We start from the raw sequence: 15,992 nt of genomic DNA, 5'->3' as shown, positions 1-15,992 counted from the left end.
GACCCCTTGCACCGCTCATCATCATTCGTTGCCGAATCCTAAATCGGAAATAACCCTATACACCATGGTTCACCAGCGGCAACAGCAGCTCCCGCTGTTTCTCCACCGCCAGCCTGCCGGACTCAATAGCCTCTTCCGCTCGATGAAAATCCAGCGTGGCGATTTGCGGGCAATAAGGTTGAATCAATACATCCGGAGGATCGCCCGCCATACGATTCATTTTCAGGCGATTCTCCAATATCTGTATAGAAGTGCTCATGATCTCCATCGCGGTGGGCGTCGCTTCCGTCTGCCGACGAAAACGGTGAGACAGACGAGACCGAAGACGCTGACGCCAGCCGTGCGGCGCGGCAATCTCCTCCGCCTGAACCGCCGGCCTGGTAGACAACAGATTATGCGGCAGCAGGCTGGCATCGTGCTGCAAATCCACCGCAATCACCACATCCGCACCCATCGCGCGAGTCAATGAGACCGGAATCGGATTAACGACGGCCCCATCCACCAGCCAGTAACCATTGAATTGCACCGGAGACAATAACCCCGGCATACTGCAGGAGGCGCGAATAGCTAAATGTAAGTCCCCTTGCGTCAGCCAAAGTTCCCTTCCCGTGCTCAGATTAGTTGCCACTGCTCCATATTTGATAGCACACTCTTCAATATGTTGCGTACGTAGCAAATGCTTTACATGGTTGAAAACGCGATCGCCCCGCAATAATCCGCCACGCCGCCAGGAAAAGTCCATCAGACGAATGACATCCCAGTAGCGAAAGCCGCTCACCCAGTGCGCCATACTGTCCAGACGATGTGTGGCGTAAGCGGCGCCGACCAGCGCCCCCACCGAACACCCCGCCACCACGTCAGGCACAATCCCCAGATCCTCCAGCGCCTTCAGCACGCCGATGTGCGCCCATCCTTTAGCCGCACCGGACCCCAATGCCAGACCGATAGTTACCTTCCGCATGGTACTCATGGTGCTCCCCCTGTGTCTTATTCTAGGCGCTACCCTGCCGTTATGTACGCACCGGACAGGATTATTGCGATACGCGAACCCTATTGGGTAACATAGCGCACGCCTTATCAGTGGCGTCTCAATTATTTAAGCTTATTGCAGAATTTTGCAGGAGATATTGTGTCCGAATGTTGCCCATGCGGCAGTGATCAGCCTTACGAACACTGCTGCCAGCCCTATCTGCGTCGTGATGCCCAGGCCCCGCGCCCTGACCTACTGATGCGTTCACGGTATAGCGCCTACGTCAAACAGGATGTCGATTATCTGGTCGACACCTGGCATCCGGATTGCCACGCGGAAAACTGGCGAGCCGACATCACCACAAGTTGCACCGACACGCACTGGCTCGGTCTGCGGATACTGGACGTCGCGCCGGGAAAAACGGTGGACGAAGGCTACGTCGAATTCGCGGCCAGCTACAGCGCAGCCGGGCATCCGGACCGCCGGGTGCTGATGAGGGAACGTTCTCGCTTCCTTCGTTATCGCGATCGCTGGTACTATGTCGACGGCGTTCACCTGCAAACCGGCAGGAACGACGCCTGTCCGTGCGGCTCCGGCAAAAAATACAAAAAGTGCTGCGGACAATAATACCCTTGATTATCGCGGTGATTCCGGCATCGCGTAACGGCAACATCTGATTTTATGTTTTGGACAGGATCCCAATTCCATGCAATCCCAGAATATCCAACGAAAAATTTTACGGACAATCTGCCCTGACGCGAAAGGGCTTATCGCCAAGATCACCAACATCTGCTACAAGCACGAGCTGAATATCGTGCAGAATTCGGAATATGTTGATCACCGTACCGGTCGTTTCTTCATGCGTACGGAATTGGAAGGTATCTTCAACGACACCACACTGCAGGCCGATCTGGACAGCGCCTTACCGGAAGGCTCCGTGCGCGAACTGACCAGCGCCGGGCGTCGCCGTGTCGTTATTCTGGTGACCAAGGAAGCCCACTGTCTTGGCGATCTGCTGATGAAAAGCGCCTACGGCGGTCTGGATGTCGAGATCGCGGCGGTAATCGGTAACCACGAAACGCTGCGTACGCTGGTAGAACGCTTTGATATTCCATTCCATCTGGTCAGCCACGAAGGCCTGACGCGCGAAGAGCACGATCTGAAAATGATCGCGCAGATCGACCAATATAAACCTGACTACGTGGTGCTGGCGAAATACATGCGCGTGCTGACGCCCGCTTTTGTTCAGAACTACCCTAACCGGGTTATCAATATCCATCATTCGTTCCTGCCGGCGTTTATCGGCGCGCGCCCGTACCACCAGGCTTACGAGCGCGGCGTGAAGATCATCGGCGCCACCGCTCATTATGTGAACGACAATCTGGATGAAGGCCCGATCATCATGCAGGACGTGATCCACGTTGATCATACTTACACCGCGGATGACATGATGCGCGCCGGTCGCGACGTGGAAAAAAACGTGCTCAGCCGGGCGCTGTACCACGTATTGGCCCAGCGGGTGTTCGTTTACGGCAACCGCACGATTATCCTGCGTTGATTAGCCCTTCGCCGCCCTTCGCCTACAATTACAGCGGGCGGCATAAAAAACCGGCAAACGAACTTGTTTTTGTTTTTTCGGTCTTTACAGGGGCGCGGCATTTGATATGATGCGCCCCGCTCGACACGAAAGAGCAATCAGGCCAGTGGTGGGGTTCCCGAGCGGCCAAAGGGAGCAGACTGTAAATCTGCCGTCACAGACTTCGAAGGTTCGAATCCTTCCCCCACCACCATCTCCAAATCGCTACGACATATCATTACCGCATCCAAACAAACTCATCGCATCCAAAAAAGAAATCACCCACAAGCGCCGCAGGAAAACACATCGTGGCATTATCACGACGGCTTCATCGCATCATGAAAAATCGCCATGATTACTCTGCGATATTCATATACCGATGCCGTGGTGATAGTACGGACAAGATAACGTGATTACTCTTTCCAGCGTTCCGGCATATAGCTGAATACCGGCAACTGCCAGGACCAGAAAATAGCCGCCAGACGCAGTGCTAACCCGACAGAAAAAGAGATCAGTTGGTTGAGATCGTGGTTGATGCCGATTTCGCGCAGGCCAAGGTAAACCAGCGCCACCAGCAAGGAAACGCAGGCGTACAGCTCTTTGCGCAGCACCATCGGCGTCCGATTGCAAAAAATATCGCGCAAAATCCCACCGAAGATACCGGTGGTAATCCCTGCCATCACCACCACGGTCGGCGAATACCCCAGTTCAATCGCCACATTGCAACCGATAATGGTGAATGCCACCAGTCCCATGGCGTCCAGTACCAGAAACAGCCGGTGCAGGTGGTGCATCACGCGCGCAGCCAGCACCGCCAGCAGCCCGGCGCCAATCGTGAGGTAGATATAAACAGGATGCTGTGTCCAAACGATGGGATAGTTACCCAGCAGAATATCGCGCACCGTACCGCCGCCCAGCGCGGTAATAAAAGCGATCATCGAAACACCGAAGATGTCCATATTGCGGCGGCCCGCGGCCAGCGCGCCGGACATACCCTCAGCGGTAATAGCGATCAGATAGATATAGGTCAGCACACAGGTACCCTTGTGGAATGTGCCCCTCCCTCTGTCCTTTTACCTGAGAGTTTACGCGGTAAAACCGCTTGCCCCTTCGGTGGGTTGTCTGGCAACCGCTCTCCAGTTGGCGTCATAGAAATGTGCAGTAAGGTAGCCTGAGCGATTATGGGAGTTTGCGCCTTCGGCGGGAAGAACGTGGCCTTCCACTCTCCTGCAAGCCGCGGAGTATACGGGCTATCGCCGCCCGGTTCAACCAGCCATCACCGATAGTTATGACTGCTGATACGGCAGCGTAGCCGCCGTGACTCGACTGCCGCCTTTCTGCTACCATCAGGGCACGTTTTTTTAACAACGGCAGCGAACATGAAGTTTGTTTCTTTCAATATCAACGGGCTGCGCGCCCGACCGCACCAGTTAGCCGCAATTATCGAACAACATCAGCCTGATGTGATCGGTCTGCAGGAAACCAAAGTCCACGACGATATGTTTCCGCTCGATGAGGTGAAACAGTTTGGCTATCACGTCTTCTACCACGGTCAGAAAGGCCATTACGGCGTGGCGCTGCTGACCAAAGCCGAACCGCTGGCGGTCCGGCGCGGATTCCCCACTGACGAAGAAGACGCCCAGCGCCGCATCATCATGGCGGACCTGGCGACGCCGCTCGGTACGCTGACCGTGGTCAACGGCTATTTTCCGCAAGGCGAAAGCCGCGACCACGCGGTAAAATTCCCGGCCAAGACCCGTTTCTATCAGGATTTGCAGCATTATCTTGAACAGCACCATCAGGCGGACCAGCCGGTGCTGATTATGGGCGACATGAACATCAGCCCGACCGATCTGGATATCGGCATTGGCGAGGACAATCGCAAGCGCTGGCTACGCACCGGCAAATGTTCTTTCCTGCCGGAAGAGCGCGAGTGGATGGAGCGGCTGAAGAACTGGGGACTGATCGATACCTTCCGCGCCGCCAACCCCGAATGTCAGGACCGGTTTTCGTGGTTTGATTACCGCTCGGCCGGGTTTGACGACAACCGCGGCCTGCGCATCGATCTGATTATGGCTACAGCGCCGCTGGCCAGCCGCTGCGCGGCCACCGGTATTGATTATGCTATCCGGGGAATGGAGAAACCTTCCGACCATGCGCCGGTATGGGCGGAATTCACGTTCTGATGACGCAAGCGGGGCTGCAAGCAGCCCCGCTATCATCCGGTACGTTTACTACTGGTCTTTGATAATGCGCCATACCAGATTGTTGGTGCCGAGATTGTCCTTATCGCGCTGGCATTGCAGCAACACCCCTTCCGCCCTGACCACCGAGCCTTCAGAGTAGTTTCTGTTCTGGTAAATGCAGCAACTCATGCAATTAACCTGAGCTTCACGCTGTACGTTGCCGCCATTGCCGTTTCCCCAGATCACCTGAGGAGGCACCGGCACCACCACTTCGGTGTTGGTGCTCCCCTGCGTTGTGGATGCCGTGCCGTAGGTACTGCTGGTATTGCCCGGCAACACCACCGGATTCCCCTGCGTAATCACCGTGGTTTGCGTCGCCGCCTGCGTAGCGGAAGATAACAACAAGCCTGTTGCCATCAGGAAGGTGCCCCATGCTTTCATCTGCGTTACTCCTTTGTGCTGGCTGAACGTGACTGGCGACGTTTCCGCCCTGCGGGCGGAGCGCGTTTCACCGGCGGTAATCCTCTGAATGCCGTGATATTACCACTTTGCCGGGCCTGCTGAATAAGTTCGTGCAGCGACTGGGTCAATGGCTGCATGAAATCCTGATAGCGGCAACGCTTTTCGCTAATCTGCGTCAGCGTGGCTTCCCAGTGTGCGGTCATATCCGGGTGCGCCGCCATCGGCGGCAAGGCGTGGATCAACGCCTTGCCCGCTTCGGTGGAGTGAATATAACGCCCTTTCTTTACCAGAAACGCGCGTTTGAACAATAACTCGATAATGCCTGCACGTGTGGCTTCGGTGCCCAACCCGTCGGTTTCACGCAGGATTTTCTTCAATGCTTTGTCCTGCACAAAACGCGCGATACCGGTCATGGCGGACAGCAGGGTCGCATCGGTGAAGTGCCGGGGCGGCTGAGTCTGCCGTTCCACCACCTCGCCGCGCTCACACAAAAGTTCATCGCCTTTCGTCACCACCGGCAGCGGCATCCCTTCGTTTTCCTCGTCCCGCTCTTTGTGACCAAGCAACGCTCGCCAGCCCGCCTCCGCCAGAAATCGCGCCTTGGCGACAAACTTGCCGCCGGCGATATCCAGATCGATAACGCATTTACGAAACACCGCATCCGCACAAAACTGCATCAGGTATTGCCGGGCAATCAGCCCATAGACCTGGCTTTCCGATTCCGTCAGCGAGGTGCGGGCGCTGCGCGCCGTGGGAATAATAGCGTGGTGGGCATCGACCTTGCTGTCATCCCAACAGCGGTTGCGGCGCTCGGGATCAACGGCAGGCTGCGGCAGCAAATCCGGCTGATGCGCCGCAATCGCGTTCAGCACCGCCTGCCGCCCGGCAAAATGCTCCTCCGGCAGATAACGGCAATCCGAACGCGGATACGTAATCAGCTTATGCGTTTCATACAACCGCTGGCAGACATCCAGCACCTGCTGGGCGCTAAGGCCAAAACGTTTGGCGGCTTCAATCTGCAAGGCGGAAAGAGAATACGGCAGCGGCGCGGTTTCCGATTCCCGTTTATCATTATAGGCGGTGACCCAGGCCGGCTGCCCTTCGATGCGTTTGACAACGTGCTCGGCCAGCGGGCGATGCAGCAAACGCCCCTCTTCGTCCTGATACGGTTCGCAGGATTCGCTGGGTTGCCACAAGGCGATAAACCGCTCGTCGGCCGGCGTGACGATGTGCGCCTTCACCTCGAAATAGTCGCGTGACACAAAATTGTCGATCTCCTCATCGCGCCGTACCACCAGCCCCAGCACCGGCGTCTGCACTCGACCGACCGACAGCACGCCTTCGTAACCGGCGTTTCGTCCCAGCAGGGTATAAGCCCGGGTCATGTTGATACCGTACAGCCAGTCGGCGCGCGAGCGGGCCAGCGCGGAGACGCACAGCGGAACGAATTCCCGGTTTTCACGCAGGCGCGACACTGCCCGCTCCACCGCCTGTGGATTCAGGTCGTTGATCAGACAACGGCCCACCTGCTGGCGTTTTTCTTCCGGCAGCGACAGATACTCCAGCACTTCGTCCACCAGTAACTGTCCTTCACGATCCGGGTCGCCGGCATGAATGATTTCATCCGCCTGAGTCAGCAGCTTTTTTATAACATTCAGCTGTTTACTGACAGAGGGCCGCGGTTGCAGCAGCCATTTCTGCGGCACAATCGGCAGGTCCGCCAGTGACCAGCGCGCGTAACGGGCGTCGTACACATCCGGTTGCGCCTGCTCCAGCAGGTGCCCCACGCACCAGGTCACGACATCCTGCTCGCCACAGGCAATAAAGCCATCGCTGCGCCGATGCGGTTTAGGCAGCACATCGGCAATGGCTCTGGCAAGACTGGGTTTTTCCGCAATAAACAGTCGCATGTCACACCGCAAGGCAGAACGGAGATTGCCTGATTCGCCCCCCGTCAGGCGCGCAAATCAGGGGAAACATCGTCAATACAGAAATTAGAAATAGCTGACAAACTTCGCGCTATCAACGGGCGTGATCGCGGCGGAGGCTTTAAGCTGAGGCGTCCCTAAATAAAGGAAACCGACGATTTCATCCTGCGCGCGGCAGCCAAACGCATCGCGCACCAGCGGATGATGAGTCCAGGCGCCGCTGCGCCAGATACCGTTGAACCCCTGTGCCAGCGCCGCCATTTGCATGGCCTGTACCGCGCAGCCGGCGGACACCACTTGTTCCCAGTGCGGCACCTTCTGATTTTCTTCGCAATGCGCCACCACGGTAATGATCATCGGGGCGCGGAACGGCACCTGACGCGCTTTTTCGACGCCAGCCTCGTCCAGATTATCCTGCAATGCCGCCTTAACCAACAGATCGCTGAAGCGAGATAACCCCTCATCCTGAATAATAGAGAAACGCCACGGCTGCAGTGCGCCATGGTCCGGAGCCCGCAGGCCCGCGCGCAGAATATTCTCCAGCACGTCGCCCGCCGGCGCAGGTGCCGCCAGACGAGACGCCGAACGGCGATTCAGTAGCAATTCCAGAGCATCCATCACATCTCTCCTGTCATGAAAATCTGCTGTCGGTGAATAAGATCCGGTTGCGCGCCACGGTAGCACAGGTAGAAGATTTGTTACAAGTTAGCGCCTTGCCGCTGCCCCCGCGGCAAGATAAATAGCTGACTTTTATCCTATCGCTCATTAGGATACCGCCAGTGCCCCGCGTGCGGGTGCAATGGCGCTGATGCATTTCGGCAGCGTCATCGCCCGGCGAATCAGGGGTGCTGCTTAAACCCAGTTTTCTTTTGACGGAGTGGACATGCGCACAATGTGGCGAATTTTCAGTGGAATATTCAGGTGGGGATGGCGCCTGCTGAATTTTATCCGCGAATTTATCCTCAACCTCTTTCTGGTGTTTTTGATCCTGGTCGGCATCGGGGTCTATAGCCAGTTCAAAACTCCGCAGGCAGAGCCGGTGCGAGGAGCGTTACTGCTGGATCTGACGGGCGTAGTAGTGGATAAGCCGTCCGTTAACAACAAACTGCGTCAGTTCGGACGGGAGTTCTTCGGCGTGTCTGGCAGCCGTCATCAGGAAAACGCGCTGTTTGATATCGTCGACAGCATCCGTCAGGCCAAAGACGACAGCAACATTACCGGCATGGTGATGGATCTGTCCGACTTTGTCAGCGCGGATCAGCCTTCGCTGCAATACATCGGCAAGGCGCTGCGTGAATTCCGCGATGCCGGCAAGCCGATTTTCGCCGTCGGCGACAACTTCAACCAGACGCAATATTATCTGGCCAGCTTTGCCAACAAAATCTATCTGACCCCGCAGGGAAATATCGACCTGCACGGCTTCGCCACCAATAACCTTTACTACAAGACGCTGCTGGACAAACTGAAGGTCACCACGCACATCTTCCGCGTCGGCACTTACAAGTCAGCGGTCGAGCCGTTCATCCGCGACGACATGTCGCCAGCTGCGCGTGAAGCCGATAGCCGCTGGATTTCCACCCTGTGGCAGCATTATCTCGATACGGTGGCGGCCAACCGTCAGATCACGCCGCAACAGTTGTTCCCCGGCGCTGAAAACCTGCTCGCCGGCCTGCGCGCGCTCAACGGCGACACCGCTCGTTATGCGCTGGAAAACAAGCTGGTAGACGAGGTCGCCTCCCGTTCGGTGATTGAGCAATCGTTCATCAAAGCCTTCGGGTGGGACGCCAAGAACAAAAACTTTAATTTCACCAGCATCTATGATTACGCGCCAACCCCACCGGCCGCCAATGCCAACGAAATCGCCGTGGTGTTTGCCAGCGGCACCATCGTCGACGGCAAGGAAACCCCGGGGTACGTCGGCGGTGACACCACGGCTGCGCAGATCCGCAACGCTCGTCTGGACCCGAAAGTCAAAGCCATCGTTCTGCGGGTGAACAGCCCCGGCGGTAGCGTCACCGCATCGGAGCTGATTCGTTCAGAACTGGCGGCGGCGCGGCAGGCGGGCAAACCGGTGGTGGTTTCCATGGGCGGCATGGCGGCTTCCGGCGGTTACTGGATTTCCACGCCGGCCAACGCCATCATCGCCAGCCCCAGTACCCTGACCGGCTCGATCGGGATTTTCGGCGTTGTCACCACCTTCGAAAATTCGCTGGATAGCATCGGCGTACATACCGACGGCGTCGCTACTTCTCCGCTGGCCGCGCTGTCCCAGACCAAAGCCTTGCCGACGGAAGCCAGCCAACTGATGCAACTCAATATCGAGCGCGGTTATCAGAACTTTATTTCACTGGTGGCGGAGTCACGCAAGAAAACGCCGCAGGAAGTAGATGAGATCGCGCAGGGGCATGTTTGGGTCGGCAGCGACGCCAAAACCAACGGACTGGTGGATCAACTGGGCGACTTTGACGACGCCGTGAAAAAAGCGGCGGAACTGGCCAAGCTGGAACAGTATCAATTGAGCTGGTATTCCGGCGAGCCGGACTTGCTTGATGCGATGTTCAATCAGGTCAGAAGCTCGGTCTACGCCATGCTGCCTTCAGCGTTACAGGCCATGGTGCCGGCGCCGGTGGCCCAACTGGCGCAGACGGTTCGCGCGCAAACGTCGGTGCTGGAGGCGCTGAACGATCCGCAAAACCGTTACGCACTGTGCCTGAATTGCGGCGACGTGCGTTAACGTTTCTTTGATTTGAACAGCCCGGCTTGACCGGGCTGTTTTTAGCGCCGAAACCTTTTTATAATCCCGGCCTTTCACGGCTAACCGTTTCTCTAACCAACAGTGTCCCGACCCAGACTATCCATGCAAAAGAAATCCATTTATGTCGCCTACACCGGCGGCACCATCGGTATGCAGCGCTCCGCCCACGGTTACATCCCGGTTTCCGGCCACCTGCAACAACAGTTGGCGCAGATGCCGGAATTTCACCGTCCGGAGATGCCCTCGTTCACGATTCACGAATATACGCCGCTGATCGACTCATCCGATATGACTCCGTCTGACTGGCAATCGATTGCGGATGACATCCAGCAACACTATGACCAGTACGATGGTTTCGTGATTCTGCATGGCACCGACACCATGGCATTCACCGCTTCCGCCTTGTCTTTCATGCTGGAGAATCTGTCCAAACCGGTTATCGTGACAGGGTCACAAATTCCGCTGGCGGAACTGCGCTCCGACGGGCAAACCAACCTACTCAATGCGTTGTACGTGGCGGCCAATCACCCGGTCAACGAAGTCAGCTTGTTCTTCAATAACAAACTACTGCGCGGCAACCGCACCACCAAAGCACACGCCGACGGCTTTGACGCCTTTGCCTCACCGAACTTTCCGCCGCTGCTGGAAGCCGGTATCCACATCCGCCGCCTGACGCCGGCCAACCCCGACCCGATTAGCGGGCCGCTGATCGTGCATGCCATCACGCCGCAGCCGATCGGCGTGGTGACAATCTATCCCGGCATCTCCGCCGATGTGGTGAGCAATTTTCTGCTTCAGCCGGTAAAAGCACTGATTCTGCGTTCGTATGGTGTCGGCAACGCGCCCCAAAGCTCGGGCCTGCTTGATGAGCTGCGCCGCGCTTCCGAACGCGGCATCGTGGTGGTTAACCTGACGCAATGCATTTCCGGGCGGGTCAACATGGACGGTTACGCCACCGGCAATGCGCTGGCGCAGGCCGGCGTTATCAGCGGGTTTGATATGACGGTTGAAGCGGCTCTGACGAAGCTGCATTATCTGTTAAGCAGGAACGACCTTTCTCCCGACCAGATTCGTCAGCTAATGCAGCAAAACCTGCGCGGAGAACTGAGCGACAAGGATTAAAGCGCCTGCAACCACAACACACGGCATCCAGGTCATAAAAATAGTAAGAAGAACACCATATGAACAGAGCACTCTTACTGGTGGATATCCAGAACGATTTCTGTGCGGGCGGCGCGCTGGCCGTCTCGGACGGCGATAGCGTGGTCGCGGTGGCAAATCAGGCTATCGCCGCTTGCCAGCAGGCCGGAGTAACGATCATTGCCTGCCAGGACTGGCACCCGGCGGATCACCGCAGTTTTGCCGTTAATTCCGGCACCCAAGTGGGTGATGTGGGCGAATTGGACGGTTTACCGCAAATCTGGTGGCCGGTGCATTGCGTACAGGGTTCGCCCGGCGCCGACTTACATCCCGGGCTGAATCAGCAGGCGATAAATTGGGTAGTACGCAAAGGAACGCATCCCTTTATCGACAGCTATAGCGCATTTTTCGACAACGGCCGCCGCACCCGCACCGAGCTGTATGACTGGTTGAAAGCCAGAGACATTACCCGGTTGACCATCATGGGGCTGGCAACCGATTACTGCGTCAAATATACCGTGCTGGATGCGCTGGCGTTGGGTTATCAGACCGAGGTGCTGACGGACGGCTGCCGCGGCGTTAACCTGCACCCGAAAGACAGTCAGCAAGCGCTGGAGGTGATGGCGAAACACGGCGCCACGCTGCTCGAACTGCCAGCGTTTATCGCCTCGCTCAGCCAGTAGTTCCTGCACGCATCACGCCAGTCGCCGATGCTGGCGTGAGCGGGTTTAGTCCTGCGGTTTCAGGGTGGTAATAGGTTCCAGGGTGGTAATAGATTCCAAAGCGGCAGCAGGCTTTAGGGCAGTAACGGTATCGCCGGCAAAACGCTGCTTTAGCTCTTGCTTACTTTTCATTTCGATTTCACCGCGGGTGTTGATCGTCATGTGGTCCGCCTCGGCGTTATTACGCGCCTGCCACAACATGACCATCTGCAAGGCATTTTCCTTTTGCTCCGCCGTCAGGGGTACCCCATCCGGCCATTTTCCCAACTCCACCGCCGTCACCAGACGCTGGTAGATTTCCGGGGTCATACTGTTTATTAAATCATCCAGTTGCATGTTTTTCTGCCTGAAGCCAGATTTTAGCTGAAACGTTTCAAGTCAAAGTATTGTATTAGCGATGTTAACCATCCGTCTGTTGCCCGTTTTCCGTATCGATAAAGCTGAGCGACGCGGAGTTCACGCAATAACGTTCGCCGGTGGTGTCCTGCGGGCCATCGGGGAACACATGCCCCAGATGCGCATCGCAATGGCCACAGCGGATTTCGATACGCTGCATATGGTGGGAATTGTCTTCCAGATAGCGAATAGCGTCCTCCGCCACCGGGCGATCGAAGCTAGGCCAGCCGCAGCCGGAGTCATATTTGTGGTCGGAATAAAACAGCGGCTGATGACAGCACAGGCAGTGGTAAACCCCGGTACGCTTGTTATGCAGCAGTTTGCCGGTGTAAGGACTTTCCGTCCCCCGCAGCTGCGTAACGTGCCGCTGCAGATCGGTTAACTCGTCCAGATTACGTGGTGAAGCAGTTATCTTGGTCATCAGGTTCTCACTGAAACACGGTTTTTCGCCAGCGCGATGATGCATAATTCTAACAAAAAGTTAACACCGCCACAGCCTATTTTGACCTACACTCATCCCTATGCGGCAAAGGCACTTTTAATTGTGATCTCAATCACAATTACACCTATGGCAGGTGTTTTAATGCCTGTGCATTCCTCATATGATTAGGTTATGCACTTTAATTAGGCTGATAGCTGTTGATCGCGCAACTGTTGAACGGACTTTTGACTTACCGCAACGATTGACACGATTCCGCTTGACGCTCAGTAAGGTTTTTGTAATTTTACAACCAACCTTTTATTCACAAACCAATAGCTGGTGGAATATATGACTATCAAAGTAGGTATCAACGGGTTTGGCCGCATTGGCCGTATCGTTTTCCGCGCTGCCCAGGAACGTTCTGACATCGAAATCGTTGCCATCAACGATTTGCTGGATGCGGATTACATGGCGTACATGCTGAAGTATGACTCCACCCACGGCCGTTTCAACGGCACCGTTGAAGTGAAAGACGGTCACCTGGTTGTCAACGGCAAAACCATCCGTGTTACCGCAGAGAAAGATCCGGCTAACCTGAAGTGGAACGAAATCGGTGTTGACGTTGTTGCTGAAGCAACCGGTATCTTCCTGACCGACGAAACTGCACGCAAACACATTCAGGCTGGCGCCAAGAAAGTGGTTCTGACCGGTCCGTCCAAAGACGACACCCCGATGTTCGTTATGGGCGTTAACCACGCCGCTTACGCTGGTCAGGACATCGTTTCCAACGCGTCTTGCACCACTAACTGCCTGGCGCCGCTGGCTAAAGTCATCAACGACAAATTCGGTATCGTTGAAGCGCTGATGACCACCGTTCACGCCACTACCGCTACGCAGAAAACCGTTGACGGCCCGTCTCACAAAGACTGGCGCGGCGGCCGCGGCGCGTCTCAGAACATCATCCCGTCCTCTACCGGCGCTGCTAAAGCTGTAGGTAAAGTGATCCCGGCTCTGAACGGCAAACTGACCGGTATGGCGTTCCGCGTACCGACTCCGAACGTATCCGTGGTTGACCTGACTGCCCGTCTGGAAAAACCGGCTACTTACAAAGAAATTTGTGCCGCTATCAAAGCCGCTTCTGAAGGCGAGCTGAAAGGCGTTCTGGGTTACACCGAAGATGACGTGGTTTCCACCGATTTCAACGGCGAAAAACTGACCTCCGTGTTCGATGCCAAAGCAGGTATCGCACTGAGCGACACCTTCGTGAAACTGGTTTCCTGGTATGACAACGAAACCGGCTATTCCAACAAGGTTCTGGACCTGATCGCCCACATCTCCAAATAATGTGGCGATGAACAGATGATGAAAGGGCGACATAAGTCGCCCTTTTTTATTGGGTATATACCCGTCAGACTTCAGGTTGCAGGTGCGTTGGCTGCCCTCACTCACCCCAATCACTTACTTATGTAAGTTCCTGGGGATTCATTCGGTTGCCGCGTTACAAGGCGCTTAACGAGCCTTGCCCTGTCGGGCCAACGCACTGCGTTGTTCAACACGCGAGCGTGTTGTCCTACAACTCGGATTATTTTGGGTATACAACAAGACCATCAAGGCAAAACCAATACCATGAACGATAAAATTTATTCACTTCCCATCAATAACGCGATCACCACACACCTGAGCCAGCGCCAGCTGGACCAACTGCCGATTATCGTGGTGGATCATCCGCAGGTTCGTGCCGCTGTCGCACTACAGGGCGCGCATCTGATTAGCTGGCAGCCCAAAGGTGAACAACCGGTGCTGTGGCTGAGCGACAATACGCCATTCGAGCACGGCGTGGCGATTCGTGGCGGCGTGCCCATCTGCTTCCCCTGGTTTGGTCCGGCCGCACAGCCCAACCACGGTTTTGGCCGACTGCTGGCGTGGGAATTCACCTCGCACAGCGAAGACGCCAACGGCGTTACTCTCACCTTCACGCTGCGTGATTCCGAACAAACACGCGCCGCCTGGCCGCACGCGTTTACCGTACTGGCGCGCTTCCATTTAAGCGCGCAGGAATGCCGCATGGAACTCGAATGCCACGGCGACTACAGTATCACCAGCGCGCTGCACACTTATTTCCAGATTGGGGAGATCGGCAAAATCCGCATTAGCGGTCTGGGCAACACCTTTATCGACAAGGTTAACGATGGCAAAACCGACACCCAGCAGGGTGACCTGACCTTTGCGACCCGTACCGACCGCATTTATACCCAGCCAGCGTCACTCAGCCTGATTGAAGACCCGGTGTTGCAACGCACTATTGAAGTGCATCACGTTCACCACAGCGACGTGGTGGCCTGGAACCCGGGCGCAGAACTGTCTCGCACCATCAGCGACATGACCGATGACGGCTACCAGACTTTTGTGTGTGTTGAAACCGCGCGCGTTACCCAGCCGCTCGTGGCAACCACGCAAGCACCGGCACGTCTTACCTCCACCATTCGTCTGCGTAAATAATCTCTTTTCTGCTCTGCTCATGGCTGGCGAAAGCCAGCCATGCTTCGATTACACCACATCCAGCGGCAGCTTGCGGCGTGGGGCGGGATAAGCCTCATCCAGTATGGCAAGATCCTCAGGTGACAACGTCACTTGAAGCGCAGCGGCATTTTCTTTGACATGCGCCAGCGTACCGGCTTTGGGGATGGCGATGACGCCAGGCTGGCGCGTCACCCAGGCCAGCAACACCTGTGCGGGCGTCAGCGCATGTTGCTGCGCCACACGCACCACCGCCGGATGAGCAAACAGGTTATGGCGCAGCTCACCGGCCTGCGCCAGCGGACAATAGGCCATGACGGGAAGCCGCCGTTGCTGACACCAGGGCAGCAGGTCATACTCAATGCCCCGAGACGCCAGATGATACAGCACCTGATTGGTCTGACACTGTTCTCCGCCCCGGTATGACCACAGTTCTTCCATGTCATCGGTATCCAGATTAGAGACGCCCCAGCGTCCAATCTTGCCCGCCTGCTGCAACTTTTCCATCGCGGCGATGGTATCCACCAGCGGAATGCCGCCGCGCCAGTGCAGCAAATACAGATCGATATGATCGGTTTGCAGGCGTTTCAGGCTACGTTCACAGGCGGCAATCGCCCGCTCGCCGCCCGCATTATGCGGATACACTTTGGAGACCAGGTAGACACGGTCGCGGCGGCCGCGAATCGCCTCTCCCACGACTTCTTCCGCCCCACCTTCGGCGTACATTTCCGCCGTATCGATCAACGTCATACCCAGATCGATGCCGGCCTGTAGCGCGCTGACTTCGCTGCTCCGCCGTTGGGCGCTTTCGCCCATGAACCAGGTTCCCTGACCAACCGCGGGAACGGCGTTTCCATCCGGAAATGTTACCTGTTTCGTCATGTTATTCCTCCTCTGTGCTCAGGGTAACAAACCCCGG

General features: G+C 56.4%; 16 protein-coding genes, 1 tRNA gene and 1 riboswitch. Of the genes, 9 read left to right on the top strand and 8 right to left on the bottom strand.

The genetic code is table 11. From position 1 onward, the window contains the following. Window positions 1–55: 55 nt before the first annotated feature. Entirely contained in the window at window positions 56–961 is a 906-nt protein-coding gene (rssA, locus tag DDA898_RS10575; protein ID WP_038902660.1) for a patatin-like phospholipase RssA, read from the bottom strand. 168 nt (window positions 962–1,129) lie between these two features. On the opposite strand from rssA, the gene DDA898_RS10570 reads away from it, so the two are divergent. The 3 genes from DDA898_RS10570 to DDA898_RS10560 all read left to right on the top strand — a co-directional run bounded on the left by DDA898_RS10570 (window position 1,130) and on the right by DDA898_RS10560 (window position 2,760). Next, window positions 1,130–1,597 carry a YchJ family protein gene (locus DDA898_RS10570; protein ID WP_038901159.1) on the top strand — a complete coding sequence of 156 codons (468 nt, stop codon included), beginning with the start codon at window positions 1,130–1,132 and terminating at the stop codon, window positions 1,595–1,597. A 79-nt stretch (window positions 1,598–1,676) separates the two neighbouring features. Next, the gene (purU, locus tag DDA898_RS10565; RefSeq protein WP_013317855.1) at window positions 1,677–2,528 is read left to right on the top strand and encodes a formyltetrahydrofolate deformylase; all 852 of its coding nucleotides are present in this window, start codon (window positions 1,677–1,679) and stop codon (window positions 2,526–2,528) included. Window positions 2,529–2,675: 147 nt separating this feature from the next. Next, window positions 2,676–2,760 (top strand) — tRNA-Tyr (locus DDA898_RS10560). A gap of 199 nt (window positions 2,761–2,959) precedes the next feature. Here the strand turns inward: DDA898_RS10560 and DDA898_RS10555 are convergent. Beyond that, window positions 2,960–3,580 carry a trimeric intracellular cation channel family protein gene (locus tag DDA898_RS10555; RefSeq protein ID WP_013317854.1) on the bottom strand — a complete coding sequence of 207 codons (621 nt, stop codon included), beginning with the start codon at window positions 3,578–3,580 and terminating at the stop codon, window positions 2,960–2,962. A gap of 21 nt (window positions 3,581–3,601) precedes the next feature. Then, a riboswitch (glycine riboswitch) is annotated at window positions 3,602–3,696 on the bottom strand. 229 nt (window positions 3,697–3,925) lie between these two features. Between DDA898_RS10555 and xthA the strand changes: the two genes are divergently transcribed. Continuing rightward, entirely contained in the window at window positions 3,926–4,732 is an 807-nt protein-coding gene (xthA, locus tag DDA898_RS10550) for an exodeoxyribonuclease III (protein ID WP_038901158.1), read from the top strand. A gap of 48 nt (window positions 4,733–4,780) precedes the next feature. On the opposite strand, the gene DDA898_RS10545 is transcribed toward xthA, so the two are convergent. From DDA898_RS10545 to DDA898_RS10535, 3 genes are all read right to left on the bottom strand, one after another. Further along, the gene (locus tag DDA898_RS10545; RefSeq protein WP_038911182.1) at window positions 4,781–5,173 is read right to left on the bottom strand and encodes a DUF1496 domain-containing protein; all 393 of its coding nucleotides are present in this window, start codon (window positions 5,171–5,173) and stop codon (window positions 4,781–4,783) included. A 5-nt stretch (window positions 5,174–5,178) separates the two neighbouring features. Next, window positions 5,179–7,104, bottom strand: coding sequence for a DNA topoisomerase III (locus tag DDA898_RS10540; protein WP_038911181.1), 1,926 nt, complete (start codon window positions 7,102–7,104; stop codon window positions 5,179–5,181). 84 nt (window positions 7,105–7,188) lie between these two features. Next, window positions 7,189–7,740: an NAD(P)H nitroreductase gene (locus DDA898_RS10535; protein WP_038911180.1), complete on the bottom strand. Its 552-nt coding sequence runs from the start codon at window positions 7,738–7,740 to the stop codon at window positions 7,189–7,191. Window positions 7,741–8,005: 265 nt separating this feature from the next. On the opposite strand from DDA898_RS10535, the gene sppA reads away from it, so the two are divergent. From sppA to pncA, 3 genes are all read left to right on the top strand, one after another. Beyond that, the gene (sppA, locus tag DDA898_RS10530; RefSeq protein ID WP_038911179.1) at window positions 8,006–9,856 is read left to right on the top strand and encodes a signal peptide peptidase SppA; all 1,851 of its coding nucleotides are present in this window, start codon (window positions 8,006–8,008) and stop codon (window positions 9,854–9,856) included. A 123-nt stretch (window positions 9,857–9,979) separates the two neighbouring features. Further along, on the top strand, window positions 9,980–10,999 hold the full coding sequence (gene ansA / locus DDA898_RS10525; RefSeq protein WP_038901154.1) for an asparaginase: 1,020 nt from the start codon (window positions 9,980–9,982) through the stop codon (window positions 10,997–10,999). Window positions 11,000–11,058: 59 nt separating this feature from the next. Continuing rightward, complete coding sequence (gene pncA, locus DDA898_RS10520; protein WP_038911178.1) at window positions 11,059–11,700, top strand: bifunctional nicotinamidase/pyrazinamidase; 642 nt, start codon at window positions 11,059–11,061, stop codon at window positions 11,698–11,700. A 45-nt stretch (window positions 11,701–11,745) separates the two neighbouring features. On the opposite strand, the gene DDA898_RS10515 is transcribed toward pncA, so the two are convergent. After that, window positions 11,746–12,075 (bottom strand): YeaC family protein, encoded by a 330-nt coding sequence (locus DDA898_RS10515; protein ID WP_013317846.1) that lies wholly within the window; start codon window positions 12,073–12,075, stop codon window positions 11,746–11,748. Window positions 12,076–12,139: 64 nt separating this feature from the next. Next, window positions 12,140–12,556 carry a peptide-methionine (R)-S-oxide reductase MsrB gene (gene msrB / locus DDA898_RS10510; protein ID WP_013317845.1) on the bottom strand — a complete coding sequence of 139 codons (417 nt, stop codon included), beginning with the start codon at window positions 12,554–12,556 and terminating at the stop codon, window positions 12,140–12,142. A 348-nt stretch (window positions 12,557–12,904) separates the two neighbouring features. Between msrB and gapA the strand changes: the two genes are divergently transcribed. Continuing rightward, window positions 12,905–13,900: a glyceraldehyde-3-phosphate dehydrogenase gene (gene gapA, locus DDA898_RS10505; RefSeq protein WP_013317844.1), complete on the top strand. Its 996-nt coding sequence runs from the start codon at window positions 12,905–12,907 to the stop codon at window positions 13,898–13,900. A 282-nt stretch (window positions 13,901–14,182) separates the two neighbouring features. Further along, window positions 14,183–15,055: a D-hexose-6-phosphate mutarotase gene (locus tag DDA898_RS10500; RefSeq protein ID WP_038911177.1), complete on the top strand. Its 873-nt coding sequence runs from the start codon at window positions 14,183–14,185 to the stop codon at window positions 15,053–15,055. 48 nt (window positions 15,056–15,103) lie between these two features. Here DDA898_RS10500 and DDA898_RS10495 read toward each other — a convergent pair whose 3' ends face one another. Beyond that, on the bottom strand, window positions 15,104–15,955 hold the full coding sequence (locus DDA898_RS10495; RefSeq protein ID WP_038911176.1) for an aldo/keto reductase: 852 nt from the start codon (window positions 15,953–15,955) through the stop codon (window positions 15,104–15,106). Between the last annotated feature and the right edge of the window lie 37 nt (window positions 15,956–15,992).

Source organism: Dickeya dadantii NCPPB 898, from assembly GCF_000406145.1.
GTDB classification, from domain to species: domain Bacteria; phylum Pseudomonadota; class Gammaproteobacteria; order Enterobacterales; family Enterobacteriaceae; genus Dickeya; species Dickeya dadantii.
This window is presented reverse-complemented; position numbering and strand designations above follow the sequence as displayed.